We start from the raw sequence: 26,347 nt of genomic DNA, 5'->3' as shown, positions 1-26,347 counted from the left end.
CAGATCCTGCCCCCTCGTCCGCGCCTCCGGGGCGAAGAACCCGGAAAAGCAAAGCGTTGTCATTTCGACCGCAGGGAGAAATCCCGTCTCCGGCGCAGGGGAAAGTGAGGATTTCTCCCTGCGGTCGACATGACAGGCTCCTCCCGGATCGCCTCGCCGAATTCGTCTCCGTTGAAACGATTGCTGGCGCATCGTCCCGTTGCCGGGAATTCACCTTCACAACATGCGCATCACAGGCGATCGACACCACGCGTCGAACCCGCCTGCGATCACGCCTGCGCGGCGAATGCGATGCGAACGCGACAGGCCGCCTGCCGTCACGCCGATGAACGCACGCCACACGGGCCAGGACATTCAGATTCCTGCCACGCGGCGATTCATGCGGCCGTGGCTACGGTGTGCGCGCCCACCTCAAGGGCGAATGCAACACCGACAACAACCACATGAGGAGTCCCCCATGCTGTCCTTGCGTACTTTCGGTCTTTCCGCCGCCATCGCCTCGCTCCTGATCGCCCCGTCCGCGTTCGCGCAGGACGGCGACACCGCCTCCGGCAAGCGCTTCTCGGTGGTCGGCAGCGCCACGATCCTGCAGCCCGATTCCGATCCGCTGCCCGGCGCGCGCATCGACGCCGACGGCGACGTCGCGCCGACCCTGAGCGCCACGTACCACATCACCGACAACATCGGCGTCGAGCTCTGGGGCGCCGCGGACAAGTTCAACCATCGCGTGCGCGGCGACGCCGGCAAGCTCGGCACCGTCGATTCGCAGCCGATCGCGCTGAGCGGCCAGTACCACTTCGGCGCCGCGGACAACACCTTCCGCCCGTTCGTGGGCCTGGGCTACCACCAGACCAACATCAGCGACGAGGACATCGCCACCGCGGACGGCGCCCACGTCGGCCTGACCTCGCCCAAGGGCGCGATCGGCACCGTCGGCGTCGACATGAACATCACCCCGACCTGGTTCGCCCGCGCCGACGCGCGCTACCTGCACGGCGAGGCGGACGCGAAGCTGGGTGGCCAGACGGTGGAACGCGACGTCAAGTTCAATCCCTGGACGGTGGGCGTGGGTGTCGGCGCGCGATTCTGATGCCGCCGGGCTGGACGCCAGCCGACGCGCTTCATGCAACGGGCCCGCGAGGGTCCGTTGTTTTTTGAGCCGCCAACTCGAAGTTGTCATTCCGAGCGCAGCGAGGAATCTGCTTCTTCATTGTGAGCAGCAGCAGAAGCAGATTCCTCGCTGCGCTCGGAATGACATTCGATTGAGGTGTACGGTCGCAAGCACGCGATCAGCGGAGACGAAGCATCCCGAGCCGGCGCAGCTGGCGCCGCAGCCCCCATTCGAAGGCCAGGTGGTAGCCGAGCAGCAACCCGGCCATCGCCAGCAGGCTGGCGTGGTCGGCCAGCCAGGGCCACGGCACCGGCGCCGGCACGCCCTCCCATGCGCGATGCCAGGCCTGCCAGGCGGCCAGGGCAACGCGCAGCCCGACCAGCAGGGTCAGGGCCAGCACCAGCCATGCGTTCGCGGTGTAGTGCAGTTGCCCGTTGCCGGCCTCGAAGCGCGCCAACCACAGTCCGACGCCGCCCAGCACGACGCCCGCCAGCAGGCCCGCGCAGGCATTCCACGGCGCGCCGTCGATCCAGATTCCGCCGATCCACGCGCCGAGCAGGAACAGCAGCGCCGACAGCAGCAGCCCGATCGCGTTGAACGTCACCCAGCCCGGCCGCGCCCGGCGCCGCGCGCGGCCAAGGCGGTAGCGCTGCCACAGGCCCAGCGGCCACAGCAGCAGCGCCAGCGCGAGGAACAGCAGGAGCAGGAACGGGATCAGCAGCAGGGGCATGGTGTGTTTTGTCCGTCATTCCGGCGAACGCCGGAAGCGCTTTACAACAGCGCGAAGCGCTGGTCATCCATTTTGCCGTTGGTCTTTCTCGGGAATATCGACAATGAAAAAGCAAAATGGATCCCAGCTTTCGCTGGGATGACGGTACTCAGGTTGTAAAGGACGTGAGACAAGAACGCTCGGGATGACATTGTCCCCGCATGCCCCCGCCCCGCCGTTCAGGGCGGCGGCGTCTGCGCCCCGTCCGGGTCCCGCGGCACGCCCACCGCGCGTTCGCGCCGGATCAGGTACAGCCCGCTGGCGATGATGATCGCCGCGCCGAGCCAGGTCATGCGGTCGGGCAGCGCCTGCCACAGCGCGAGGTCGAGCAGTACCACCCACACCAGCGCCGCGTACTCCAGCGGCGCGATCTGGCTGGCCTCGCCGAGGCGGAAGGCATGGGTCAACGCGACCTGCCCGAGCGCACCGGTCAGGCCGACGATCGCGATCACGCCCAGATGTCCCGGCTGCACCGGCCGCCAGTCGAACGCCGCCACCGCGCCGGCGAACACCGCCAGCAGGACGAGAAACCAGAACACCATCGCCTCGGGGCTGTCGCGCAGCGCCAGCTTGCGCACGGTGATCGCAGCGATCGAGTAGCACAGCGCCGCCAGCAGCACGACCAGCCCCGCCAGCGTCGCCACGCCCTCGCCGGTCGGACGCAGCACCACGATCACCCCGAGCAGTCCGACCACGATCGCGATCCAGCGCCGCGGCCCGACCTTCTCGCCGAGGAACGGCACCGCCAGCGCCGTGACCAGCAGCGGCGCCACGAACACGATGGTGTACGCGGTCGACAGCGGCATCCGCGCCAGCCCGTAGACGAAGCCGGCCATCATCCCCACGCCCAGCACGCCGCGCAGCAGGTGCAGCGGCCAGTGCACCCTGAGCAGGGTGCCGGCCTTGCCGCGCAGCACGATCCACAGCGCGACCAGCGGCAGCGCCGACACGCTGCGCAGCACCGCCACCTGGAACGGCGAGTAGTCGCCGGAGATCCACTTCATCCCGGCGTCCATGCCCGCGAACAGCAGTCCGGCAAGCAGCATCCAGGCCGCCGCCGCGCGCGGTTTCGTTTCCGCGCCCGGGCTCATCCGCCGCGCAGGCTGGCGATGTCGATGACGAAGCGGTAGCGCACGTCGCCCCTGAGCATCCGCTCGTACGCCGTGTTGATGGCGTCGATGCCGATCAGTTCGATGTCCGCGGCGATGCCGTGCGCGGCGCAGAACTCCAGCATCTCCCGGGTCTCGGCGATGCCGCCGATCATCGAGCCGGCCAGCCGGCGCCGCTTCGACACCAGCGGGAACGCCGACACCGCGGTCGGGTCCGGGAGGCCGAGCAGCACCATCGTGCCGTCGACCTGCAGCAGGCCGAGGTAGGCGTCGTAGTCGTGCTGGGCCGAAACGGTGTCGATGATGAAGTCGAACTGCCCGCGATGGCTCTTGAACACCTTGCCGTCGCCGGTGGCGGCGAAATCCTGCGCACCGAGCGCCAGCGCGTCGTCGCGCTTGGATTCGCTGGTGCTGAGCACGGTCACGTCCGCGCCCATCGCCACCGCCAGCTTCACCGCCATGTGGCCGAGGCCGCCGAGGCCGACCACGGCGACCCTGTCGCCGGCGGTGACGCCGAAGTGGCGCAGCGGCGAGTAGGTGGTGATGCCGGCGCACAGCAGGGGCGCGGCGCGGTCGGGCGGCAGGCCGTCCGGGATGCGCAGCACGTAGTCCTCGTCGACGACGATGCGCGTGGAATAGCCGCCGTGGGTCGGCGCGCCGGTGCCGCGCTCGCGGGCGTTGTAGGTACCGGTCATGCCCTCGTCGCAGTACTGCTCCAGCCCGGCCCGGCACTGCCGGCATTCGCGGCAGGAGTCGACGAAGCAGCCGACGCCGACCAGGTCGCCGACCGCATGCTTCGACACCTCACCGCCGACCGCGGACACGCGGCCGACGATCTCGTGTCCCGGCACCATCGGGAAGAGGCCCGCGCCCCACTCGTCACGCACCTGGTGGATGTCGGTGTGGCAGACGCCGCAGTAGAGGATGTCGATCTGCACGTCGTGCGGACCGGGGTCGCGGCGCTCGATCGCGAACGGCGCCAGTGGCGATCCGGCGGCCGGGGCGGCATAGGCGGGAATGGTCGACATGGCGCGTCCTCGGGGGCGGAGCGCGCATGATGCCGCATCCGCGCGGCGATGCCGCGTCAGCCGCTCTCGAGCACGCGGCCGATGCCGCTGTCGTCGATCTCGGCCACCGCCGCCGCCAGCGTCGCCGCATCGGTGCCGCGGACGAAACCGATGCGGAAATGCACCTCGCCGCCGGGGGTGCGCGAGGAGTGGATCGACTCCAGGCTGACCCCGTGGCGCTCGAACACGTGCAGCAGCGTGCGCAGCGAGCCGGGGCGATCCTCGGGCAGGTGCACGCTGGCAAACCGGCGCCCGGCGAGGTCGGCGAGCAGGTAGCCGACGCGCTCGTAAGCGTAGTTGCCCTCGGCCAGCGCCTGCGCGCCGAAGGCCTCGCGGCTTTGCAGGAAGCGCGCGCGGAAGCGGGCGCGGGCCGCGTCGTCGCCCCGGCGGACGAGGTCGCGCAGTTCGGACAGGCGCGCCAGCAGGCGGTCGAGCATGTCGGCCGAATGCGTGTTGCCGAACTGGATCTCCTCGTAGATCTCCGGGTTCAGCGACAGGATGCGCGCGGCGATCGCGGCGTCGAGCTCGAACGAGGCCGAGCGGAACGGCATGATCGCCGCCAGCCCGCCGACGTCCCCGGCGTACTCCTCGAGCACGCCGGCCTGGGCGAGGTGGGACGCGTGCACCATCGCCTGCACCAGCGCCATCATCCGGTCGTGGCGCTCGGCGCTGGCGTGCACGCACTCGCCCTCCAGCGCGTCGAGCAGCCCCTGCAGCCACGGCCGCCAGCGGTCGATGCGCGCCTCGCAGACCACGACCACGCGGCCCTTCATCGTCGGCGCCTTCGGCGGCGCGGTCATCGGGTGCAGGCCGACCACCTCGGCCCGCGAACGCAGCATCGCGTCCACCGCGCCCTGCTTGATCGAGGTCACGTCCAGCCACAGCCGCCCCGCCTCGCGGCCGGCGGACAGGCGCACGTAGTCGTCCACCAGCGCCGCGGTCAGGCGGATCGGGGTCGCGAACAGCAGCACGTCGGCCTGCTCCAGCAGCACCTCCGGCGCATCGCTGCCGGCGTCGCCCGGATCGTGGCCGACCACGCGCAGTCCCATGCGACGTTCGAAGAAACCGCACAGCCAGCGGCCGTAGGTGCCCGCGCTGCCGACGATGCCGATGACGGGGAATGGCTTCACGCAACGACCTGCGACGCGCCCACGGCGGGCGCCGCGACACGGTAAGGGCTGGCACGCCCGCGCGCATCCGTTGCGTGCGCAACCATGGGGTAACCTAGTGCGCGATCTTCCCGTCGTTCCCGCGCAGGCGGGAATCCAGTGTCTTCAAGTCGTTCCGCACCAAAGACACTGGATCCCCGCCTCCGCGGGGATGACGATTCCCACCCATTCAAGCAACCGGACCACCATGCCTTCCTTCGACATCGTCTCCGAAGTGGACACCCACGAACTCATCAACGCCGTCGACCAGGCCAACCGCGAGCTGTCCACGCGCTTCGACTTCAAGGGTGTGGACGCGAGCTTCGCGCGCGAGGACGCGGTGATCACCCAGTCCGCGCCGAGCGAGTTCCAGCTGCAGCAGATGACCGACATCCTGCGCGCGCGGCTGATCGCGCGGAAGATCGACGCGCGCTGCCTGGAGTTCGGCGACGTCGACACCAACGTCGCCGGCGCGCGGCAGAAGGTCACCGTCCGCCAGGGCATCGAGCGCGAGCTGGCGAAGAAGATCCAGGGCAAGCTCAAGGACGCGAAGATCAAGGTCGACAGCCAGATCAACGGCGACAAGCTGCGCGTGAACGGCAAGAAGCGCGACGATCTGCAGGCCGCGATCGCCCTGCTGCGCGGCGAGGACTTCGGCCTGCCGCTGCAGTTCGACAACTTCCGCGACTGAGCGCATCGCCGCGATGACGACGAACACGCCGCGCGAGCCGCAGGCCGTCGCCGACACCCGGCGCTGGCTGGAGCGTGCGGTGATCGGCCTGAACCTGTGCCCGTTCGCCAAGGCGGTGTACGCGAAGGACCAGGTGCGCATCGCGTGCAGCGACGCCACCACGCCCGCGGCGCTGCTGGCGGAGCTGGGCGAGGAACTGCTGCACCTGCGCGACACGCCCGCCGACACCACCGACACCACCCTGCTGGTGCACCCGGACGTGCTGCAGGACTTCCTCGACTACAACGACTTCCTCGACGAGGCCGAAGCACTGCTCGAGTCGCTCGGCCTGGAGGGCGTGCTGCAGGTGGCCAGCTTCCACCCGGACTACCGGTTCGCCGGCAGCGATCCGGACGACGTCGCCAACTGCACCAACCGCTCGCCCTACCCCACCCTGCACCTGCTGCGCGAGGCCAGCATCGACCGCGCGGTGGAAGCCTTCCCCGATCCCGACGCGATCGTCGAGCGCAACATCGCCACGCTGCAGGCGCTCGGCCGTGAAGGCTGGAACGCGTTGCTTGTGTAGAAGCGCCTTCACGGTCTCTTGAAGACTACGATTCGCAGCCGACCAGCAGACTGTCATTCCGAGCGTAGCGAGGAATCTGCTTCTGACCGAGGAGCAACAGTCAAAGCAGATTCCTCGCTACGCTCGGAATGACAATCCGTCGCGCGGGAGGTTCGTGCAAATGAACCCTCGGCTGCATCGAATCAAACGGCATCGAACAGACGCGCGCGATCCTCGTCGCCCGCGATACGCCATTCGCCTTCCGCGAGCCCGTCCAGCGCCAGCCCGCCGACGCGGCTGCGGTGCAGCGCCTCGACGTGGTTGCCGACCGCCGCGAACATGCGCCGCACCTGGTGGTAGCGGCCTTCGCCGATCGTCAGGCGTGCATGGGTGGCGTCGATGACTTCGAGCCGCGCCGGCTTCAGCGGCGTGGTCTCCGATTCGAGCAGCAGCGTGCCGCTGGCGAACACGTCGGCCTCGTCGCCGCGCAGCGGGCGCGCCAGCGTCGCCTCGTAGGTCTTGGGCAGGTTCGCCTTCGGCGAGATGATCCGGTGCAGCAGCTGGCCGTCGTCGGTCAGCAGCAGCAGGCCGCTGGTGTCGCGGTCGAGGCGGCCGACCGTGGACAGCACCGGATCGCGCAGGCGGAAGCGCGGCGGCAGCAGGTCGTAGACCAGGCGCCCGGCATCCTTCGTCGAACAGGTGTAGCCGACCGGCTTGTGCAGCACCAGCAGCAGGCCCGGCGGCGGGTCCAGCGGCTCGCCGTCGATGCACACAGCCTCGTGCGCGACCCGGTCGTCGGCGTACAGCACCTCGCCGGCGGAATCGGTGACGCGGCCCTCGCGGAACATCCACTGCACCTGCCTGCGGCTGCCGTAGCCGAGGTTGGCGATGTGCTTGACCAGCTTCATCGTGCAGGTGCCCCGCATGTCACCTCGCGGCCCCAGACTGTCATTTCTCCCCCGGACTCGATCCGGGGGAGAAATCTGCTTGTAGCGCGATGTGATACGAACGGCAGATTTCTCCCCCGGATCGAGTCCGGGGTCGAAATGACAACGAAGGGCAACGCGATCGTTGGCCTCACCACGCTCATTGCCCCTTCACCGCCTCGATCACCTTGAATCCCTCCCGCTGCGCCACGATGCGCACGCTCGCGAAGCGCGCGCCGAGCGCGTCCTCGTAGGGCAGCTGCCGGTTCGCGACCAGCCACAGCGCGCCGCGCGGTTTCAGCGCCTCCGCCGCCGCGGCGATGAAGGCGCGCCCGATCTCCGGCCGCGCCTCGCCGCGCAGCGCGTGGAACGGCGGATTGGTGACGATGAAGTCGTAGCGCCCGGGCAGGCCCGCGCTGACGTCGTGCCACTGGAAGTCCAGCGTCACGCGCGCGGCATGCGGCGCGAGGTTGGCCCGGGCGCAGTCCAGCGCGCGCAGCTCGGCCTCGACCACGTCGAGCGCCGCCACGCCCTTGCTGCGCGCCAGCACTTCGGACGAGAGGTAACCCCAGCCGGCGCCGAGGTCGGCGCCGTGGCCCGACAGCGTGGCCGGCAGGTGCGCGGCGAGCAGCGTCGAGGCCGCGTCGATGCGGTCCCAGGCGAAGATGCCGGGCCGGCTGGTGAAGCGGCCATCGAGGATCGGGCGCGGCGCATCCAGCCTGCGCCACGCATCGGCCAGCGCCGCGTCCGCGCGCTCGGGAGTCGACCAGAACACGCGGCACTTGTGCTTGCTCAGCGCCGACGTGCCACCGAACAGCGCCTCGAAGTCGGCCTGCCCGGATTTCGCGCCGGCGTCGTTGGCCATCGCCGCGACCACGGTGCCGCCGGGTCGCACGCGCGACAGCGCCGCGGCGAACAGCGCGCGCGCCTCGTCGCGTTGGCGCGGCGGCAGCACCAGCACCCGCGCGAAGGCATCGTCGCCGGACGCGCGCGTCTGGAAGCCCGCGCGCTGCAGCGCATCGTGCGCGGGCCGGAACGACTGCTCGCATACCAGCGTGCGCGGCGCATGCGCGTGCAGGGCGGCGCCTTCGCGCGCGCGCAGGAACACGGCGCCATCCGCCGGCCAGCCGAGCTGGCCGGACGCGAACGGCAGCAGCAGCGCGTCGAGGGCGGGATCGGGCATCGGCGGTTCGGCGAGGGGGATCGCGGGGATTCTAACGGCGTGTTCACGTTCGCGGCCGCCGACCACCCGCCATGCACGCCGCGTCGACCGGGCGGGAACATTCCCGCGGGCAGGCTGTCCACAAGAGGGAGAGGGCCCCATGCCACACAAGGAGAACACCCCCATGCGCGCACTGTTCGTCGGCGGCGTCATCGACAACAACGAACTCGACCTCGACGGCGGCGAGCCGCCCCGGCACTACCCGCCGCAAACCGGCAGCGGCCAGTCGCGCTATCGCCTGCACGCAGTGGGCCACGGCAACGGCGGCATCGCCTGCGCGGTCTACGGCGCGCCGGACTTCGATCCGGACGAGGTCCTGCGCATCAGCGGCGAGCGCGGCTATGCGCGGCGGTTCGGGACGGAGCTGCAGGCCGTGGATTGAACGCGGCCGGGTCGCGCCTGTTGGTCCGGCTCACCAACGCCCGGATCCGTAGGTCGGGGCTACGCCCCCGACGCCCGGTCATCGGCAGGCAAGGCGTCGGCCACGTAGAGCCGACCTACGCCATTCCTCTTGATCGCGAAAAGGTATCAGGCGGCCTGCACCACGCGCGTCGCCTCGTACAGCCGCCGCGCGCCGCCCGGCAGCCAGGACAGCAGCAGGCAGGCGCCGGCGGCCAGCGCCCATTGCGCGGCGCCGCGGCCGAGGCCCTCGCTCGCCATTGCCCACCACTGGCCGCCGTACATCGCCGCGACCACGACGATCGCCAGCGCGAACACCGCCAGCAGGCCGTTGAACAGCATGCGTTCGAGCTTCGAATCCACGCCGCTGGCCGCGGCCGTCGCGCCGGAGGCGGCCAGCGCCGCGACCGCGGCGGCGAAATCCGCCGGCGGCTGCGACACCGGCATCGTGCGCAGTGCGCGCGCGAGCAGCGCGTCGCGACGGTCGCCGGCCGGATGCGCCAGCGCGCGCTCCTGCGCGAGCCAGTCGCGCTCTTCGACGCTGCGCGGGTCGGCGGGACGGGGCGGGCGCGGGCTGTTCATGCGGCGAAGACTCCCATGGTCGGCTCCAGCAGTCCGCGCAGCTGGCGGCGGCTGCGGAACAGGTGGCTCTTGATCGTGCCCTCGGCAAGCCCGGTGACGCGTGAAATCTCGCCGATCGGCATCTCTTCCAGGTGATACAGGGTCAGCAGCGTCCGCTGCAGCGGCGGCAGGCGCGCGATCGCGGCGTGCAGCAGGGCGACGGCCTCGTCGTCCGCGGTCGCGCCTTCCAGGTCGAAGCCGTCGCCCACGCTTTCGACCAGCGACAGGCCGTCGCCCTCGCCCGCGGTGTCGGCGATCGGGATGCGCCGCCTCTCCAGGTGCCGCTTGGCCACCGAATACGCAACCTGCGCGATCCACGACTTGAGCGCGCTCTCGCCGCGGTACTGGTGCAGGGCCTGGTGCACGCGCAGGAAGGTGTCCTGGCACAGCTCGCGGGTGTCCTCGGGGTGGCGCACCATGCGGTCGATCACGTGCCAGCACAGGCCCTGGTAGTCGCGCACCAGCCGCTCGAACGCGCCCGGCGCGCCCGCCAGCACGGCATCGGCCAGCGCGCGGTCGGCGCGCAGCGCGTCTTCGGGGCGGTCGGGCGGCGTCGGCATCGCGGACAGGGATACGCCCGGGGAGGCAGCGGTTGCAAGGCCGGGCGCAGGCATCCTCCCGGCCGACCGCTGCAACCGCTCCGCCACAGGCGGTATCTCCTGAGCCAAGACCCCGCTCCATCCGCCCCGACCACACACCGGAACCCGCCATCATGCAACTCGAATACATGATCCCGATCGTCCTGTTCGTCTGCATCTACCTGACCATCAAGGCGGTCGTCGACGCCGACGCACGCAAGCGCATGATCCAGTCCAACGGCTCGGAGGACATGCTTCGCACCCTCATCGAAGGCGAGGAGATCCGCCGCCGCCAGGCTTCGCTGCGCTGGGGCGTGATCCTGCTCGCGCTGGCCGTCGGCTTCGGCCTGCTCGAAGGCTTCGACTGGAAGGAACCGTCGCCCGCGCTGTTCGCGATCCTGCTGGGCGCCACGGGCCTGGGCAACCTCGCCGCCTACTACCTCGGCCGGCGGGCGAAATAGCGACCCGACCCGTGTCCCGTGGGAGCGCCTTCAGGCGCGATGCCATTCGCGCGACTTCGCGGCCGGACGAACAGCTTCGCGCCTGAAGGCGCTCCCACGGACACGGGCCGGGCCGGACCGGCAGCCGGGCGCACCTGCGACTTTGGTCGAAATCCCGCCCGCCCGAGACCGGAACCTACCCTTGCGTACGGGCTCCGTGCCGCAATTCCGCGATACTTGTCGGCCTTGTCCGAGAAACGCGAGTCGCCCGGCCCGATGAAGGATTCATTCAGTCGCGAACAACTGATCGCCTCCGGTGAAGGCCGGCTCTTCGAACCGGGCAGCGGCCGCCTGCCGCTGCCGCCGATGCTGATGTTCGACCGCATCACCCACATCGACGACGACGGTGGCGCGCACGGGCTGGGCCGGGTCGAGGCCGAGCTCGACATCCGCCCGGACCTGTGGTTCTTCCAGTGCCATTTCCAGGGCGATCCGGTGATGCCCGGCTGCCTCGGGCTGGACGCGATGTGGCAGTTGGTCGGGTTCTTCATGACCTGGCAGCGTCTGCCCGGCCGCGGCCGCGCGCTCGGCTCGGGCGAGGTCAAGTTCACCGGCGAGGTCGGCCCGGACGCGAAGCTGGTGCGCTACGAGATCGACATCAAGCGCCTGATCAAGCGCCGCCTGATCATGGCCATCGCCGACGCGCGCATGTACTGCGACGGCAAGGAGATCTACGCCGCCAGCGACCTGCGCGTGGGGCTGTTCCAGAAGCAGGAAGGCGACGCATGAGCCTGAACGCCGGCGGGCGCCGCGTGGTGGTCACGGGCATGGGCATCGTCTCGTGCCTGGGCAACGATCTCGACACCGTGGCGTCGGCGCTGCGCGAGGGCCGTTCCGGCATCCGCGGCGATGCGTCCTACGCCGAAAAGGGCCTGCGCAGCCAGGTCTCCGGCGTGCCGCAGGTTGACCTCGAGGCCTCGATCGACCGCAAGCTCAAGCGTTTCATGGGCGACGCCGCGGCCTACGCCTACCTGTCGCTGCGCGACGCGATCGCGCAGTCCGGCCTCGACGGATCGCAGGTCTCGAACCCGCGCACCGGCCTGATCATGGGTTCGGGCGGCGGTTCGCCGACCAACCAGATCGAATCGGCCGACACCCTGCGCGAGCGCGGCATCCGTCGCGTCGGACCGTACCAGGTCACGCGCACGATGAGTTCGACGGTGTCGGCCTGCCTCGCCACCGCGTTCGGCATCAAGGGCCTGAACTATTCGATTTCCTCGGCCTGCGCGACCTCCGCGCACTGCATCGGCGTGGCCGCGCAGCAGATCCAGGCCGGGCTGCAGGACGTGGTCTTCGCCGGCGGCGGCGAGGAAGTCAGCTGGGGCATGGCGATGCTGTTCGACGGCATGGGCGCACTGTCAAGCAATTACAACGACACGCCCGAGCGCGCCTCGCGCGCCTACGACGCCGACCGCGACGGCTTCGTCATCTCCGGCGGCGGCGGTGCGGTAGTGCTGGAAAGCCTGGAGCACGCGCAGGCGCGCGGCGCGACCATCCTCGGCGAACTGGTCGGCTTCGGCGCCAGCTCCGACGGCGTGGACATGGTCGCGCCCTCGGGCGACGGCGCCATCGCCTGCATGCGCATGGCGATCGACGGGCTCGACGGCGGCATCGACTACGTCAACACCCACGGTACTTCGACCCCGGTGGGCGACGTCAGCGAACTGCGCGCGATGCGCGAAGTCTTCGGCGACGCGGTGCCGCCGTTCTCCTCGACAAAATCGCTGACCGGCCATTCGCTCGGCGCGACCAGCGTGCAGGAGGCGATCTTCTGCCTGCTGATGCTGCAGCGCGGCTTCATCGCCGGCTCGATCAACGTCGACAACGTCGATCCCGAAGCCGCCGACCTGCCGCTGGTGCGCGAAAGCCGCGACGCCGGGCTGCGCACCGTGCTGTCGAACAGCTTCGGCTTCGGCGGCACCAACGCCAGCCTGGTGCTGCGGCGCTGGGAGGACTGAGCGCGCGGATCACGGTCCGCCGCCCTCTGGAGCGCCTGTGACCCCGCCGCGGGATTCAGGCGCCGTCGCCCGCCACGGTGATGCGCACGTCCCCGACCTCCACCACCTGCCCCGCATGGATCTTGCAGGTCCGCCGCAGCTCCACCTCGCCGTCCACACGCACCGCGCCGCTCGACACCAGCGCCTTGCCGGCGCCGCCGCTGTCGACGATGCCGCAGAGCTTGAGCAGCTGGTTGAGTTCGACGTGGTCGCGTTCGAGCTGGAAGTCGATGTCCTGCATGTCTTGTGATGCCTTTTGATTCGTCATCCCAGCGCAAGCTGGGATCCATTTTCAACGACGGCAAAGACACAATGGATCCCAGCTTTCGCTGGGATGACGAGCCTCGGGGTCTTCAGAGTGCCGGCTACCCCTGCAGTTCGCGCAGCGTCGCCGACGGCGGCGCATCCAGTACCCTGCGGGTCGCGAACAGCCCCGCCAGCAGCGTCACCGCCACGCCCACCGCGCTGCCGACCACCGCCAGCGTCCAGTTCGCCCGCCACGGCAGGTCGAACACCTGCTCGGCGACCACGCCGGCCAGCACCGAAGCCGCGATCGCCGCGACCAGCCCGGCCAGCAGCCCGATCGCCGCGAACTCCGACACCTGCGCCATCCGCAGCTGCCCGCGCCGTCCGCCGAGCGCGCGCATCACGCCGCCTTCGAGCAGGCGCTCGTCCTGGCTGGCGCTGACCGCCGCCAGCAGCACCAGCACGCCCGCCAGCAGCGAGAACCAGAACACCACCTGGACCACGGTCGAGACCTGGTCGGCGGTGGAGCGCACCTGCGCCAGCACCGCGTCGACGTCGATCACCGACAGGTTCGGGAAGCGCTGCACGAGGTCGGCGGTGAAGCGCGTCGCCTCCGGCGGCACCTGCACCGCGGTGATGTGGCTGGCCGGATAGCCGTCGAGCGCGCCGGGCGAGGCCAGCACGAAGAAGTTCGGCTGGAAGCTCTCCCAGTCCACGCTGCGCAGGCTGGTGATCGGCGCCTCCAGGCGCTGGCCGGCGATGTCGAAGGCGATGCGGTCGCCGACCTTCCAGCCGAGGTCGGCGGCGAATTCCTCTTCCACCGACAGTTCCGGCGCCGCCGGCCGGCCGGTCCAGAAGGCGCCGGCGGTGACCTTGTTGTCGTCGCGCAGCGTGGCCGCCATCGACAGGTTGAACTCGCGCTCGGCGCGCCGCTGCGCCTGCCGGTCCTGCTCGGCGTCGCCGCTGCGATTGGCGTAGTCGGCGCCGGTCACCGGCTGGCCGTTGCGCTCGACCAGGCGCGCGCGGACCATCGGGAACAGCACCGGTTCGGCCACCCCCTGCGAGGCGATGAAGTCGCGTACCGGCGCGATCTGGTCCGACTGCACGTTGACGATGAAGCGGTTGGGCGCATTCTCGGCCAGCGACAGCTGCCAGCGGTCGAGCAGGTCGGTGCGCACGAAGGTCAGCAGCAGCAGCGCCATCAAGCCGAGACCGAGGGCGCTGACCTGGGCGATGCTGGTGCCGGCGCGGCGGCTGACGTTGGCCAGTCCGTAGCGCAGCGCGCCACGCAGCCTCGAACGCAGCCCGCGCACGGCGAGGATCAGGCCCCACGCCAGCAGCGCCAGCACCGCCAGCGTCGCCGCGATGCCCACCAGCATCGCGATCGCCAGCGTCGCCGACCCCGCCTGCCACCACAGCAGCGCCGCGAGCCCACCCAGGGCGGCGAGCGCGACGATCCACGCGGAAGGCTCGCTGCCGTCGAGGTCGCGGCGCAGCACGCGCAGCGCCGGCACGCGCCGCAGCGCCAGCACCGGAGGCGCGCCGAACGCGAGCAGGACGACGAGGCCGACGCCATAGCCGCGCAGCGCCGGCCACACGCCGGCCGGCGGGATCTCCACTTGCAGCGCCTGCGCCAGCCAGCCCGCGACCGACCACTGCAGCGCGAACGCGATCGCGACGCCGATGCTGCAGGCGATCAATCCGAGCAGCAGCAGCTCGCCGACGTGGATGCCGACCAGGGTGCGCTGCTGCGCGCCGAGGCAGCGCATCACCGCCACGCCCGACAGGTGCCGCTCGCTGTGCCGGCGCGCGGCCATCGCCACCGCGACCGCGGCGAGGATCACCGACACCAGCGCGGCGAGGCCGAGGAAGCGACCGGCGCGATCGAGCGCCGAGCGCACTTCCGGGCGCGCGTCGGTGATCGTCTCGATGCGCTGACCGCGCGCGAGGTTGGCCTTGGCCGTGGTCGCGAAGCGCTCGATCGCCGCGGCATCGCCCGCGACCACCAGCCGGTAGCGAAGGCGGCTGCCTTCCTGCACCAGTCCGGTGGACGGCAGGTCGGCGAGGTTGAGGAAGGCCTTGGGCGCGACGTTGAAATAGTCGATCGAGGCGTCGGGCTCCTGCGCCACCAGCGCGGCGAGGCGGAACTCGCGCGTGCCGATGCCGACGCGGTCGCCGATCCGCGCGCCGAGCGTGTCGGCGCCGGCGCGGCTGAGCCAGAGCGTGCCCGGTTCCGGAACCGAACCCGCATCGCGTTCGACGCCGTCGTCGCCGACGATGCGGAACGCGCCGCGCAGCGGGAAACGCTCGCCCAGCGCGCGCAGGTCGCCCAGGCGCAACTGCGCGTCGCCGCCGCTGCCGACGCGGATCATGCTGTCGAGCTCGACGGTTTCGGTGCGCTGCAGGTCCGGCGCGTTCGCCGCCTCCAGCACCGCGCCGCCGATCGGCGCGTCGCCGCGCACCAGTGCGTCGCCGCCGAGCAGGCGGTTGGCCTCCATCGCCAGCGCGCGCCCGGCGCGGTCGGTGACGAAGCCGACCGAGGTCACCGCCACCACCGCCAGCACCAGCGCCGCGAACAGGATGCGGATGTCGCCGGCGGCCAGGTCACGGCGCAACTGCCGCCAGGCGAGCGAAAGCGTCCTCATGCGGGGGCCCCTTCAGGCAATCGGGCTTCTTGCCCGTCATTCCCGCGAAAGCGGGGATCCATGGACGTTGTGCTCCTGAAAAGCAGGATCCATGGATTCCCGCTTTCGCGGGAATGACGGATTTTCCCGGGTTCCTGCAAGCGACTCAACGCACTTCGTCCGCGACCAGCCGGCCGCCGTCCAGCCGCAGCGTGCGGTGGCAGCGCGCGGCGAGGTGGTCGTCGTGCGTCACCAGCACCAGGGTGGTGCCGGCATCCGCGTTCATCGCGAACAGCAGCTCGATGATCGCCTGCCCGGTGTTCGTGTCGAGGTTGCCGGTCGGTTCGTCGGCGAACAGCAGCGAGGGTTTCGTCACGAACGCGCGCGCCAGCGCCACGCGCTGCTGCTCGCCGCCGGACAGCTGCTTCGGATAGTGGTCCAGGCGTTCGCCGAGGCCGACCTTGCCCAGCATCTCGCGCGCCGGCGCCTGCGCATCGGCATCGCCACGCAGCTCCAGCGGCAGCATCACGTTCTCCAGCGCGGTCAGCGAGGGCAGCAGCTGGAAGTTCTGGAACACGAAGCCGACCTTGTCGCCGCGCACGCGGGCGCGGCCGTCCTCGTCCAGGGTCGAGATCGTATCGCCGTCGATCGCGACCGCGCCGGCGCTGGGCACGTCGAGCCCGGCCAGCAGCGACAGCAGGGTGCTCTTGCCCGAGCCGGACGCGCCGACGATGGCGACCACCTCGCCGGGCGAGACCGCGAAGCCGACGCCGTCGAGGATCGTCAGCTCGCCCGAGGGCAGGGTCACGCGCTTGCCCAGGCCCTGCGCAAGCAGGGCGGGCATGGTGGGACGGGCATGGGAATCGGCGGCGTGGGGGCCAGCGACATGCGGCGCGGGGGCGTCGGCCATGTTCATTCCGGATTGGGTATCGTGGACCGCAGGCGCCACCAGTGCGCGCGACGGATGAGGATTCGACAGATGAAGCAAGGTTATGCGGCCTGCGGGCGCCCGATGCAATGGGCCATCGGTTTACTCGTGCTGCTGGCGCTGCTGCCCGCCTTCGCCCGGCCCGCGCCCACCGGCACGCCGCAGCCGCGCACGGTGCTGGTGATGGGCGATTCGCTGTCGGCCGGCTACGGCATGGCCGCGCACGAGGGCTGGGTGGCATTGCTCGGCGATCGCCTGGCGAAGGAGAAACCGGGCTGGCGCGTGGTCAACGCCAGCATCAGCGGCGAAACCACGGCGGGCGGCTCGTCGCGGATCGTCGCCGAGGTGCTGCGCCACCGGCCGGACGTGGTGGTCATCGCGCTCGGCGCCAACGACGGCCTGCGCGGCCTGCCGCTCGCCGAGGCACGGCGCAATCTCGCGCGCATGATCGGCGCGTCGCGGCACGTCGGCGCGAAGGTGCTGCTGGTCGGCATGCGCATGCCGCCCAACCTCGGCGCCGACTACACCGCCGGCTTCGAGCGCAACTACCGCGACCTGTCGAAGCTGTTCGACACGGCGCTCGTACCGTTCCTGCTCGAACCGATCGCGCTCGACCGCGACGCCTACCAGGACGACAACCTGCACCCCACCATTGGGGCGCAGCCGAAGCTGCTCGAACATGTCTGGCCTGCGCTGGTGCCGCTGCTCGACCACTGATCCGGCCACCTCCTGCAGCAGGTGGCCGGGATCGACGCCGATCGCCGGACCGATGCGCGCGGGCGCGCTCAGCGCGTATCCGCACCCCGCAGCAGCGGATAGGGATTGACCGCCGCACCCGTCCACCACTGCTTCTCCGGCGTCAGCGCGAACACCGCGAAATGCAGGTGCGGCGCGGCCGGATCGGCGTTGCCGGTGCTGCCGACGAAGCCGATCACGTCGCCCTGCTTCACCTGTGCGCCTTCGGCGAGGCCGGGCGCGTACGACTGCAGGTGCGCGTAGTAGTAGCACCAGGTCCCCGTCGGTTCGAACTGGTAGATCGTCAGGCCGCCGCGCTCGCTGTCGAACAGTTTCTCGACGTGACCATCGGCCACCGCCAGCACCGGCGTGCCGGCAGGCGCCATGATGTCGAGCGCTTCGTGCGTGCGTTCGCCGCTGCGCGAATCGCCGAAGGTGTCCTGCAGGTCGGCGGCGCGAATGCCCCGTACGGGCACGATCAGGCCCGGGGGCGAAGGCCTGGCGGAGGCCGCGACCGGCGCACGCCCTCCTGCCGCGGCGGCGGACACCCGCGGATCGTCGGCGTCGGTCGGCGGCAAGGCCTCCGGCGCCTGCGCGACAGGCGGTACATCCGCGTTTCCCGGCCACGAGGGAACATCGGGCGCGGGCGCCGCTTCGGCCACGGCCGCTTCCGGAACACCGGCACCGGCCCGCAATCCGACGGACGCACGATCGCCTTCGCCCGCCACCGCTGCCGGCGTGCGCTTCCACAACGGCGCTTCGTCGCCGCGCAGCAACCGCCAGCCGACGTTCGCGGCCAGCAGCCCCAGCGCCAGGATCAGCAGCGCGCGCACGAACATCGACCTACTCCTGCAGCAGCGCCGGCGTGCCCGGCTTCACCGCCCGGGCCACGGCACGCGCGCTCCAGTTGGTCAGGCGGATGCAGCCGTAGGATTCGGTCTTGCCGATTTCCGCCGGTTCGGGCGTGCCGTGGATGCCATAGTGCTCTTTCGACAGGTCGATCCAGACCGTGCCGACGGGATTGTTCGGCCCCGGCTGCAGCGTCGCCTTCGCTTCGCTCCCGTCGGCATCCCAGAACAGTTCCGGGTTGTAGTGGAAGGTCGGATCGGTGGCCACGCCGGTGATCTTCCATTCGCCGATGGGCAGCGGATCGTGCCCGCTGCCGGTGGATGCCGGGAACTGTGCGTAGACCTCTCCCGCGTCGTCGAGCAGGCGCAGCACCGAATCGGACTTGTCGACCACCACCGTTGCCGCGGCGGCCAGCGCGGGCAGGCCTGCGACATTCGGCACCACGATCGTCGTGCCCGCGGCCAGCGTCTTGCCGGGATTGAGGCGCGCGATCAGCGCCGGCGCGGCGTGGAACTGCTCGCCGATGGCCTCCTCGACGGAGGCGTAGCCGAGCGCCGGCAGCTTCGCCTTCTCCGCCGTGTCGTCCGGGATCTCGTGGAACGGGCCGGCGACGTCCTCGTCGGTGAGCGTGTGGGTCACCAGCGCCGGGGCGGCGCCGTCGGACAGCGCGCGCCAGGTCGCCTCGTCGAGCGTGCCGGTGGGTTCGATCCCCTTCGCGCGCTGGAAGCCGGCGACGGCGCGCGCGGTGTTCGCGCCGCCGCGGCCGTCGATCTCGCCGGGCGAATAGCGCGCGCGTTCGAGCAGCACCTGTGCGCGCAGCAGGGCGTTGCTGCCTTCGCCGGTGGCGGCATTGACGGACTCCGGCCCGGGCGCATCGGTTTCGCCGGCCGACAGCGGTCCGGCGAGGAACAACGAGAGGGCGAGGAACGAAAGGGGGAAGGCGGTCGCGCTGCGCATCATCGGCATGTCCGTAGGGAGGGATGACCGCATCATGGCCAGCACCGGTGCGCACGGCGTGAAACGGGCGGCCTCGACACGGGGAAATTCAGCCCGTCTCGCAGGTGGCGCGCCATCCGTCGGAGACCGGGCATCGCCCCTCCCGGATCGGCCACCTGCTTTTCTGGACCGTTAAGCCTGCGGCGCGCAAACTGCCGTGGCCTCCCCCGGAGTCATGGCCATGAAACACGCCGCACGCCTCCTCTTGATCGTCGCCGTCCTGCTGGCGACCGCGACGGCGACCGCAAAGGTCCGCAACGTCACCGATCCCGATGCGCCCCGCAGCCTGCCGGACGAAGGCCCGGTGAGCGTGCAGTGGGCCGACCCGGCCGAATTCACCGACCTCAAGTTCAGCGGCAACCGCTGGAAGGCGCGCGAGGGCAACTGGGTCTACCAACTGGCCGACCACCTGCGCGGCTCCGCGGCCAAGCGCCTGCCCGAGGGTGACCGCCTCGAGGTCACGATCACCGACTTCAACCGCGCCGGCCGCTACGAGCCCTGGCGCGGCATGCAGATGCAGGACGTGCGGATCCTGCGCGACATCTATCCGCCGTCGATGACGCTGGAGTTCCGCCACTATGGCGCCGACGGGCAGGTGCTCGCCGAAGGCAGCCGCGAGGTGCGCGACACCGGCTTCCTGATGGGCGGCAGCAACTTCGGCAGCCGCAACGACAACCTCTACTACGAGAAGCGGATGATCGACGACTGGGTGCGCGACGAACTGCGCAAGCCGGCGGTCGCGAGCAACTGAACCGGCGACAAGGACGAAGCCCCGGCCAGGCCGGGGCTTTTTTCGTTCCATCGAGGGAAGGAAGGGCTGTTTGTCGGTTGGCCGGTGGGCATCTGCCGCCAACCGCGCATTGCCACACCCACCGGTTGCGGGCACGATCCCGCGCATGACCGTCTACGTCGACGATGCCGTCACCCTGTGGCGCGGCCAGCGCTGGGCGCACCTGATGGCGGACACGCTGGAGGAACTGCACGCGTTCGCCGCACGGCTCGGCCTGCCGCGCCGCGCCTTCCAGGACAAGACCAGCGGCGCGCACTACGACGTCACCGCGGACCTGCGCGAACGCGCGATCGCGCTCGGCGCCATGCCGATCTCGCGCCACGCCGATCGCGAACTCGTGCGCCGCGTGATCGCGCGCGCCAGGGCGCAGGGGCGGCGCGAGGCGCCCTGAGCCCTCTTCCGCACGCGCCGGCGCGGCGACGCGGCTATGCTTGTCCGGCCATGCCGCGCACCGTCCACGTCACCCGCTATGTCACGCCGCTGCGCGAGGGCGGTTCGATGCCGGCCGTGGTCGAGGCCGACGACGACGGCATGTACGTGCTCAAGTTCCGCGGCGCCGGCCAGGGGCCGCGCGCGCTGGTCGCGGAGTGGATCGTCGGCAGCCTCGCCCGCGCGCTCGGCTTCGACGTGCCGGAGATCGTGTTCGCCGAACTCGACCCGGTGCTCGCGCGCACCGAGGGCGACCCCGAGATCCAGGCCCTGATCCGCGCCAGCGACGGTCTCAACCTCGCGCTCGACTACCTGCCCGGCGCGGCCAACTTCGACCCGCTGGCCTGGGAGCCCGATCCCGCGCTGGCCTCGCGCATCGTCTGGTTCGACGCCTTCGCCAGCAACGTCGACCGCAGCACGCGCAACCCCAACCTGATGCTGTGGCACCGGCGGCTGTACCTGATCGACCACGGCGCGGCGCTGTACTTCCACCACGGCTGGGACGGCGACCCCGCGCGCGCCGACGCCGCCTTCCCGCTGGTCCGCGACCACGTGCTGCTGCCCTGGGCGGATGCGGTGGCGCAGGCCGACGCCGAACTCGCGCCGCAGCTGACACCGGCGCTGATCGCCGGCATCGTCGCGCAGGTGCCGGACGCCTGGCTTGGCGGGCCGGATGCGTTCACCGACGCCGACGGCCAGCGCGCGGCCTACGTCGACTACCTGGTGCGCCGCGTGCGGAACCGCGCCGCCTTCGTCGAGGGCATCGCCGATGCACGCGGCTGAGTTCTACGACTATGCCGTCCTGCGGCTGGTGCCGCGGGTTGAGCGCGGCGAGTTCATCAACGTCGGCATCCTGCTCTCGTGCGCGGCGCGCGGCCACCTCGACGTGCGCATCGAACTGGACGAGGCACGCGCGCTGGCGCTCGATCCCGCGCTCGACCTGGCGCTGGTGCGGCGCCTGCTCGATGCGGTCGAAGCGGTGTGCCGTGGCGGCGCCGACGCCGGGCCGATCGGGCTGCTGCCGCCGCGCGCGCGCTTCCACTGGCTGACCGCGCAGCGCAGCGCGATCCTGCAGACCTCGCCGGTGCACGGCGGCAAGTGCGCCGACCTCGACGCGACGATGGAGCACCTGCTGCGGCGCATGGTGCGCGTCGCCGGGCGCGGCTGAGCGCTCGGCTACAATGCGGCACGTTCTCCGCCGCCAGTCCCGCCATGACCGAAACCCCGCCCGACCGCCTGTCCAACGACCCGCGCAGCCCGCACTACGACGCCGCCCTGCTCGAGCGCGGCATCGGCATCCGCTTCAAGGGCGTGGAGCGGCGCGACGTCGAGGAGTACTGCATCAGCGAGGGCTGGATCCGCGTCGCAGCCGGCAAGGCGCTCGACCGCCGAGGCCAGCCGCTGACGATCAAGCTCAAGGGCGAGGTGGAGGCCTGGTTCAAGCTGCCCGACGCGGAGTAGGCCTGGGGAGCGGCCCCGCCTTCACGGGCGCAGGCGCTTGCTCGCGATGCCTTGGAGCACCCCACAGAGTGTCATCCCGAGCGTAGCGAGGGATCTTGCTCGTTGCCCGCAGTGGCGCGCGGGAGCAGATCCCTCGCTACGCTCGGGATGACACTCTGTTGAGTGCTGTTGGAAAAACTGTCAGGCGCTCCCGGAAAACTTCGCAGAAACTTCGCGACCAAGCGCGCTCCCACGATTCACACCCGGTAGCGCGCTTCCAGCAGGTCGATCTCGCGCACCACGCGGCGCGCGACCTCGTCGGAGATCGCGTACTGGCGCGCGAGTTCGAACACGCGGCGGCGCTCGGCCTCGAGCCCGGCCAGCCGCAGTTCGCGCTCGGCGCGATCGGCCTTGTGCAGGGTCGTGGCCTCGACCGCGGTGCCGAAACGCTCGCCGATCCGGTGCTCGTACAGCGCCATCACCCGCACCGCCGCCTGCGCGTACAGGTCGGTGTCGGCGGAGTCGTCCGGGATCGCGTGCTGCGCGCGGTCGATGGCGGCGATCGCGGCGGTCGCGCCCTCGCGCCGGGCCAGATCGAGCTGCCGCTGGTCGTCGCTGTCCTCGGGCAGCCGCAGGCCCACCAGCAGCCGCGGCAGGCCGATGCTGGCCAGCACCAGCGACAGCAGGATCACGCTGGTGGCGAGGAAGATCGCCAGGTCGCGCGCCGGGAACTCGCGACCATTGGGCAGCAGCAGCGGCAGCGACAGCACGCCCGCCAGCGTGATCGCGCCGCGCACGCCCGCCAGCGACGCCGCCGCGACCACGCGCCAGTGCGGATTGCCGCGCGCCTCGCCGCGCCGGCGCGCCGCGCGCGCGTCGATCCGCAGCGACACCCACACCCACAGCATCCGCAGCGCGACCAGGCCCGCGTTCAGCGCCAGCGCATAGACCACCAGCCACCACGGATTGAGGTGCCCGGCCTCCTGCACCGACTCGGCCGCCTCGCGCAGGATCCCCGGCAGCTGTTCGCCGAGCAGCACGAACACCACGCCGTTGAGGGTGAACTGCAGCATGTCCCAGACCGCTGTGCGCTGCACCCGCGTGGTCGCCAGCACGCGGCCGGTCAGTTCGACGTAGCTCATGGTGATGCCCGCGGCGACCGCGGCGAGGATGCCCGAGGCATGGGCCTCCTCGGCGATCATATAGGCGCCGAACGGGATCAGCAGGCTGACCAGGATCGGCGTGCCGCTCTCCTCGCCGAAGCGGCGCGACAGCGCGTTCTGCGCGCGGCTCACCAGCAGGGTGAAGCCGACGCCGAGTGCGACGCCGACCGCCGCCACCCACAGGAAGGTCATCGACGCCTTCGCCAGCGAGAAGCTGCCGGTCATCGCCGCCGCGACCGCGAAGCGGAAGCAGACCAGGCCCGAGGCGTCGTTGAGCAGCGACTCGCCCTCGAGGATGTGCATCAGCCGTCTGGGCACCGGCGCGCGCTTGGCGATCGAGGACACCGCCACCGGATCGGTCGGCGACAGGATCGCCGCCAGCGCGAACGCCACCGCCGCCGGCATCGCCGGGATCATCCAGTGGATCAGCAGGCCGGCGCCGACCACGGTGAACACCACCAGCCCGAACGCCAGCGGCAGGATCACGCCGCGGTCGCGGAACAGCCCGTCCTTGGGGATGCGCCAGCCGTCCAGGAACAGCAGCGGCGGCAGGAACAGCAGGAAGAAGATGTCGGGGTCGAGCGTGGCACCCTCGTGGAACACGCCCGAGATCACCGCGCCCAGCGCGATCTGCACCAGCGGCAGCGGCACCGACCACGGCAGCATGCGCTGCAGGTAGCCGCTGGCCAGCACCGCCAGCAGCATCGCCAGGACCAGTTCGATCGACGCCATCTACGTTCGTTGCCGCCTCGGGTCCGGCCCGTGCGCCGGTCGTGCCGATACGATACCGCGCCGTGCGCGCGGAGCCTGTCACGATTCCCGGATCGGACGACATCCCGGCAACGAACTGATCGTCATCCCGGCGAAAGCCGGGATCCATCTTGATCTTGTTGGTCGTTCTGCACGAAGGAAGCCGCAGGCCAACTGCAAAATGGATCCCGGCTTTCGCCGGGATGACGTCTTCTGTGGGGATGACGTCTTCTGTGGGGATGACGTCTTCTGTGGGGATGACGTCTTCTGTGGGGATGAGGTCTTCCTGGGGATGACGTCATCGAATATCGGGATGACGTCATCGAAGATCCCCGCCCCGCTACAAGGATCGTGAACAGGCGCTTGCGCGCGCGTGGCGGGAAGCTGGCACACTCTCCACCCCGCGATCCGGCACGCCGAGGAGTCCATCCATGTCCGGCTTCGACCTGACGCCCCCCAATGCCGTCCAGCGCGCTGCGCTCGAAGCCACGCTGGACGAGGCCGAGCGCCGCGTGTTGCTGGCGCACGGCACCGAGGCGCCGTTCTGCGGCGTGTTCCTCGACAACAAGCGCGACGGCGTCTACAGCTGCCGCCTGTGCGGGCTGCCGCTGTTCCGCTCGAACGCCAAGTTCGACTCCGGCACCGGCTGGCCGAGCTTCTTCGCGCCGTACGCGCCCGGGCACGTGCGCTACGTGCGCGACACCAGCCACGGCATGGTCCGCACCGAGGAGGTCTGCGCGCGCTGCGGCAGCCACCTCGGCCACGTCTTCCCCGACGGCCCGCCGCCGACGCACGAGCGCCACTGCCTCAATTCGGTGTCGCTGTCCTTCACCGCGCGCGGCGACGCGCTGCCCGACCCGCTCGGCCGCGGCGGCGCGGAAGCGGCCGCCGCGGACTGACGCCCTGCCGTCGCCCCGAACGAACGAGGATCCTGCCGATGCAATACCTGCTGCTGGTCTACACCGACGAAACGCTGCTCGAGGCGCTGCCCGAGGGCGAGTACGACCGGCGCATGCGCCATTGCCTGGAAAACGCCGACGAACTGAAGGAAGCCGGCACCCTGCTCGGCTTCCAGCAGCTCGAAGCGGCGAGTACCGCCAAGTCGGTGCGCAGGCGCGGCGGCAAGGTCGCCGTGGTCGACGGCCCCTTCGCCGAGACCAAGGAAATGCTGGCCGGCTTCAACCTGATCGAGGCCGACAGCCTGGAAGATGCGATCCGCCTCGCCGAGCAGCTGCCCTGGGCCGAGACCGGCTGCATCGAGGTGCGCCCGGTGCGCGACGTCGACGCGGTACGGCGGCGGGTGGGCGCGCCGGCGCGGGCGGTGGCGGGCTGATCCGGTACGGAATGCGTCCATCGACGCCGTTGCGGCGACCCCGCGCCGCAACACTTCTACCTGATCCGCACCGCGTCATCTGCTTCGAAGATGTCATCCCGAGCGAAGCGAGGGATCCTGTCGGGGGCGCCGTGAAAACAGATCCCTCGCTTCGCTCGGGATGACAGCTTTCGAGATGACCGCCTTCGAGATGGCAGCCCTCGAGGAACGTTGCCACCGGATCTGCAACATGCCTCGCTGCAGAGATCGAGTCAGGTCTGCGCGCCCTCGACCTCGCTGCGCGCCAGGTTCCAGCAGGCCACGCGGTTGCGGCCCCGCACCTTGGCTGCATACAGCGCGCGGTCGGCGCCCGAGAGCAGGCGCGCCGGCGAACGCGCGGCCTGTCCGGGCCCGGCCACGAACACCCCCACGCTGACCGTCATCCACGGCGCGACGATCGAGGTCGGATGCGCCATCGCCGCTTCCTCCACCCGCGCGCGCAGGCGTTCGGCGATCGCCATCGCCTCGGCCTCCGAACGCCCCGGCAGCAACAGCGCCAGTTCGTCGCCGCCGTAGCGCGCGGCCAGGTCGTGCTCGCCGCCGGCGAAATCGCCGCAGATCCGCGCCAGCCGGCGCAGGCATTCGTCGCCGTGCAGGTGGCCGAGCGCGTCGTTGAGCTGCTTGAAGCAGTCCGCGTCGACCAGCAGCAGGGCCAGCGAACCGCCCTGCTCGGCGTGCGTCGCGCACTCCCCGGCCAGCCGCTCGTCGAAGCGCCTGCGGTTGGCGATCCCGGTCAGCCCGTCGACCGTCGACAGCTCGCGCAGCTTGCGGTTGGCCGCCTCCAGTTCGGCGACCACGCGCGCGAGGTGGATCGCGCCGCCGATCTGGTGGGCGATCGCGTCGAACACGGCGCAGGCCTGCGCGGTGAAGAATTCCTCGTCGGTGCTCTCGATGTTGAGCACGCCGTGCAGGCGGTCGCGGTGCCGGATCGGCACCACGTACTCCGACCTGACCGCGGCGTTGCCCATCACGTAGTCCGGATCGGAGGCCACGTCGGCGATCAGCTGTGGCCGGCCGGTGCGCGCGCAGCGGCCGGAAACGCCGACCGACACGTCCCAGATCGCCAGGTCCATCTCGGCCAGCGGGATGTCGCCGGCCCAGACTTCCTTGACGAAGCGGGTGCGGGCGTCGTCGAGCAGGACGATGCTCGCGATCGAGACCGGCAGCCGGCGCACGACGCAGTCGACGATCCGCTGCAGCACGGCGTCCAGCCCCTCGGCCTGCAGCGCCTCGCGCGAGACCTGGGCCAGCACCTCGGCCAGGCGCGCGCCGTGGCCGGGCAGATCCGGCGCCTGCGCCGGTCTGTCCCGGTCCCATGCCGATTGCCAACCGAAATCGGGCAT

General features: G+C 70.8%; 30 protein-coding genes. 15 read left to right on the top strand and 15 right to left on the bottom strand.

Annotation, left to right across the window (positions count from 1 at the left end; genetic code table 11):
- Positions 1-457 precede the first annotated feature (457 nt).
- Positions 458-1,090, top strand: coding sequence for an OmpW/AlkL family protein (locus FQY83_RS05920; RefSeq protein ID WP_146386013.1), 633 nt, complete (start codon positions 458-460; stop codon positions 1,088-1,090).
- Positions 1,091-1,289: 199 nt separating this feature from the next.
- On the opposite strand, the gene FQY83_RS05915 is transcribed toward FQY83_RS05920, so the two are convergent.
- The 4 genes from FQY83_RS05915 to FQY83_RS05900 all read right to left on the bottom strand — a co-directional run bounded on the left by FQY83_RS05915 (position 1,290) and on the right by FQY83_RS05900 (position 5,186).
- Positions 1,290-1,841, bottom strand: a complete 552-nt coding sequence (locus FQY83_RS05915) for a CcdC protein domain-containing protein (RefSeq protein ID WP_146386011.1) — start codon at positions 1,839-1,841, stop codon at positions 1,290-1,292.
- 218 nt (positions 1,842-2,059) lie between these two features.
- A complete protein-coding gene (locus FQY83_RS05910; RefSeq protein WP_238333419.1) occupies positions 2,060-2,971 on the bottom strand; it encodes a DMT family transporter in 912 nt (303 codons plus the stop codon).
- A complete protein-coding gene (locus FQY83_RS05905; RefSeq protein WP_146386007.1) occupies positions 2,968-4,017 on the bottom strand; it encodes an NAD(P)-dependent alcohol dehydrogenase in 1,050 nt (349 codons plus the stop codon). Before FQY83_RS05905 ends, FQY83_RS05910 begins: the two co-directional genes overlap by 4 nt.
- A gap of 56 nt (positions 4,018-4,073) precedes the next feature.
- On the bottom strand, positions 4,074-5,186 hold the full coding sequence (locus FQY83_RS05900; protein ID WP_146386005.1) for a prephenate dehydrogenase: 1,113 nt from the start codon (positions 5,184-5,186) through the stop codon (positions 4,074-4,076).
- A 226-nt stretch (positions 5,187-5,412) separates the two neighbouring features.
- On the opposite strand from FQY83_RS05900, the gene FQY83_RS05895 reads away from it, so the two are divergent.
- Both FQY83_RS05895 and FQY83_RS05890 read left to right on the top strand, forming a co-directional pair.
- A complete protein-coding gene (locus tag FQY83_RS05895; protein WP_146386003.1) occupies positions 5,413-5,895 on the top strand; it encodes a YajQ family cyclic di-GMP-binding protein in 483 nt (160 codons plus the stop codon).
- A 13-nt stretch (positions 5,896-5,908) separates the two neighbouring features.
- A complete protein-coding gene (locus FQY83_RS05890) occupies positions 5,909-6,460 on the top strand; it encodes a DUF1415 domain-containing protein (RefSeq protein WP_146386001.1) in 552 nt (183 codons plus the stop codon).
- A 182-nt stretch (positions 6,461-6,642) separates the two neighbouring features.
- On the opposite strand, the gene FQY83_RS05885 is transcribed toward FQY83_RS05890, so the two are convergent.
- On the bottom strand, positions 6,643-7,347 hold the full coding sequence (locus FQY83_RS05885) for a 16S rRNA pseudouridine(516) synthase (protein WP_146386360.1): 705 nt from the start codon (positions 7,345-7,347) through the stop codon (positions 6,643-6,645).
- Between the two features lie 178 nt (positions 7,348-7,525).
- The gene (locus tag FQY83_RS05880; protein WP_146385999.1) at positions 7,526-8,548 is read right to left on the bottom strand and encodes a class I SAM-dependent methyltransferase; all 1,023 of its coding nucleotides are present in this window, start codon (positions 8,546-8,548) and stop codon (positions 7,526-7,528) included.
- Between the two features lie 163 nt (positions 8,549-8,711).
- Between FQY83_RS05880 and FQY83_RS05875 the strand changes: the two genes are divergently transcribed.
- Positions 8,712-8,969, top strand: a complete 258-nt coding sequence (locus tag FQY83_RS05875) for a hypothetical protein (RefSeq protein ID WP_146385997.1) — start codon at positions 8,712-8,714, stop codon at positions 8,967-8,969.
- Between the two features lie 146 nt (positions 8,970-9,115).
- On the opposite strand, the gene FQY83_RS05870 is transcribed toward FQY83_RS05875, so the two are convergent.
- Both FQY83_RS05870 and FQY83_RS05865 read right to left on the bottom strand, forming a co-directional pair.
- Entirely contained in the window at positions 9,116-9,568 is a 453-nt protein-coding gene (locus tag FQY83_RS05870) for a hypothetical protein (RefSeq protein ID WP_146385995.1), read from the bottom strand.
- Entirely contained in the window at positions 9,565-10,167 is a 603-nt protein-coding gene (locus tag FQY83_RS05865) for an RNA polymerase sigma factor (RefSeq protein WP_146385993.1), read from the bottom strand. Before FQY83_RS05865 ends, FQY83_RS05870 begins: the two co-directional genes overlap by 4 nt.
- Before the next feature lie 152 nt (positions 10,168-10,319).
- Between FQY83_RS05865 and FQY83_RS05860 the strand changes: the two genes are divergently transcribed.
- From FQY83_RS05860 to fabB, 3 genes are all read left to right on the top strand, one after another.
- A complete protein-coding gene (locus FQY83_RS05860) occupies positions 10,320-10,646 on the top strand; it encodes a DUF6249 domain-containing protein (protein WP_146385991.1) in 327 nt (108 codons plus the stop codon).
- Positions 10,647-10,901: 255 nt separating this feature from the next.
- On the top strand, positions 10,902-11,414 hold the full coding sequence (gene fabA / locus FQY83_RS05855) for a 3-hydroxyacyl-[acyl-carrier-protein] dehydratase FabA (RefSeq protein WP_146386358.1): 513 nt from the start codon (positions 10,902-10,904) through the stop codon (positions 11,412-11,414).
- Positions 11,411-12,643, top strand: a complete 1,233-nt coding sequence (gene fabB / locus FQY83_RS05850; protein ID WP_146385989.1) for a beta-ketoacyl-ACP synthase I — start codon at positions 11,411-11,413, stop codon at positions 12,641-12,643. Before fabA ends, fabB begins: the two co-directional genes overlap by 4 nt.
- Positions 12,644-12,698: 55 nt before the next feature.
- Here the strand turns inward: fabB and FQY83_RS05845 are convergent, their stop codons facing one another.
- The 3 genes from FQY83_RS05845 to FQY83_RS05835 all read right to left on the bottom strand — a co-directional run bounded on the left by FQY83_RS05845 (position 12,699) and on the right by FQY83_RS05835 (position 16,396).
- The gene (locus FQY83_RS05845) at positions 12,699-12,923 is read right to left on the bottom strand and encodes an RNA-binding S4 domain-containing protein (RefSeq protein WP_146385987.1); all 225 of its coding nucleotides are present in this window, start codon (positions 12,921-12,923) and stop codon (positions 12,699-12,701) included.
- A gap of 124 nt (positions 12,924-13,047) precedes the next feature.
- Complete coding sequence (locus tag FQY83_RS05840; RefSeq protein ID WP_146385985.1) at positions 13,048-15,573, bottom strand: ABC transporter permease; 2,526 nt, start codon at positions 15,571-15,573, stop codon at positions 13,048-13,050.
- A 145-nt stretch (positions 15,574-15,718) separates the two neighbouring features.
- Positions 15,719-16,396 (bottom strand): ABC transporter ATP-binding protein, encoded by a 678-nt coding sequence (locus FQY83_RS05835; RefSeq protein WP_146386356.1) that lies wholly within the window; start codon positions 16,394-16,396, stop codon positions 15,719-15,721.
- Between the two features lie 135 nt (positions 16,397-16,531).
- On the opposite strand from FQY83_RS05835, the gene FQY83_RS05830 reads away from it, so the two are divergent.
- A complete protein-coding gene (locus FQY83_RS05830) occupies positions 16,532-17,197 on the top strand; it encodes an arylesterase (protein ID WP_146385983.1) in 666 nt (221 codons plus the stop codon).
- Between the two features lie 68 nt (positions 17,198-17,265).
- Here FQY83_RS05830 and FQY83_RS05825 read toward each other — a convergent pair whose 3' ends face one another.
- Positions 17,266-18,048: a M23 family metallopeptidase gene (locus FQY83_RS05825; protein WP_425478606.1), complete on the bottom strand. Its 783-nt coding sequence runs from the start codon at positions 18,046-18,048 to the stop codon at positions 17,266-17,268.
- A gap of 10 nt (positions 18,049-18,058) precedes the next feature.
- Complete coding sequence (locus FQY83_RS05820; protein WP_146386354.1) at positions 18,059-19,030, bottom strand: L,D-transpeptidase family protein; 972 nt, start codon at positions 19,028-19,030, stop codon at positions 18,059-18,061.
- A 205-nt stretch (positions 19,031-19,235) separates the two neighbouring features.
- Between FQY83_RS05820 and FQY83_RS05815 the strand changes: the two genes are divergently transcribed.
- The 5 genes from FQY83_RS05815 to FQY83_RS05795 all read left to right on the top strand — a co-directional run bounded on the left by FQY83_RS05815 (position 19,236) and on the right by FQY83_RS05795 (position 21,740).
- On the top strand, positions 19,236-19,811 hold the full coding sequence (locus tag FQY83_RS05815; protein ID WP_146385979.1) for a DUF3016 domain-containing protein: 576 nt from the start codon (positions 19,236-19,238) through the stop codon (positions 19,809-19,811).
- Between the two features lie 145 nt (positions 19,812-19,956).
- Entirely contained in the window at positions 19,957-20,241 is a 285-nt protein-coding gene (locus FQY83_RS05810; RefSeq protein ID WP_146385977.1) for a DUF4031 domain-containing protein, read from the top strand.
- A gap of 50 nt (positions 20,242-20,291) precedes the next feature.
- Positions 20,292-21,062, top strand: a complete 771-nt coding sequence (locus FQY83_RS05805) for a HipA family kinase (protein ID WP_146385975.1) — start codon at positions 20,292-20,294, stop codon at positions 21,060-21,062.
- A complete protein-coding gene (locus FQY83_RS05800) occupies positions 21,049-21,447 on the top strand; it encodes a DUF3037 domain-containing protein (protein WP_146385973.1) in 399 nt (132 codons plus the stop codon). The genes FQY83_RS05805 and FQY83_RS05800 overlap by 14 nt, the downstream gene beginning before the upstream one ends.
- A gap of 44 nt (positions 21,448-21,491) precedes the next feature.
- Positions 21,492-21,740: a DUF3297 family protein gene (locus FQY83_RS05795; protein WP_146385971.1), complete on the top strand. Its 249-nt coding sequence runs from the start codon at positions 21,492-21,494 to the stop codon at positions 21,738-21,740.
- A 236-nt stretch (positions 21,741-21,976) separates the two neighbouring features.
- Here FQY83_RS05795 and FQY83_RS05790 read toward each other — a convergent pair whose 3' ends face one another.
- Positions 21,977-23,614, bottom strand: a complete 1,638-nt coding sequence (locus FQY83_RS05790) for a Na+/H+ antiporter (protein WP_146385969.1) — start codon at positions 23,612-23,614, stop codon at positions 21,977-21,979.
- A 449-nt stretch (positions 23,615-24,063) separates the two neighbouring features.
- Between FQY83_RS05790 and msrB the strand changes: the two genes are divergently transcribed.
- Positions 24,064-24,531 carry a peptide-methionine (R)-S-oxide reductase MsrB gene (gene msrB / locus FQY83_RS05785; RefSeq protein ID WP_146385967.1) on the top strand — a complete coding sequence of 156 codons (468 nt, stop codon included), beginning with the start codon at positions 24,064-24,066 and terminating at the stop codon, positions 24,529-24,531.
- A gap of 38 nt (positions 24,532-24,569) precedes the next feature.
- The gene (locus tag FQY83_RS05780; RefSeq protein ID WP_146385965.1) at positions 24,570-24,965 is read left to right on the top strand and encodes a YciI family protein; all 396 of its coding nucleotides are present in this window, start codon (positions 24,570-24,572) and stop codon (positions 24,963-24,965) included.
- A 251-nt stretch (positions 24,966-25,216) separates the two neighbouring features.
- On the opposite strand, the gene FQY83_RS05775 is transcribed toward FQY83_RS05780, so the two are convergent.
- Entirely contained in the window at positions 25,217-26,347 is a 1,131-nt protein-coding gene (locus tag FQY83_RS05775; RefSeq protein ID WP_146385963.1) for a sensor domain-containing diguanylate cyclase, read from the bottom strand.

Origin of the sequence: Luteimonas marina (genome assembly GCF_007859325.1) — a bacterium.
Lineage (GTDB): Bacteria > Pseudomonadota > Gammaproteobacteria > Xanthomonadales > Xanthomonadaceae > Luteimonas > Luteimonas marina.
This window is presented reverse-complemented; position numbering and strand designations above follow the sequence as displayed.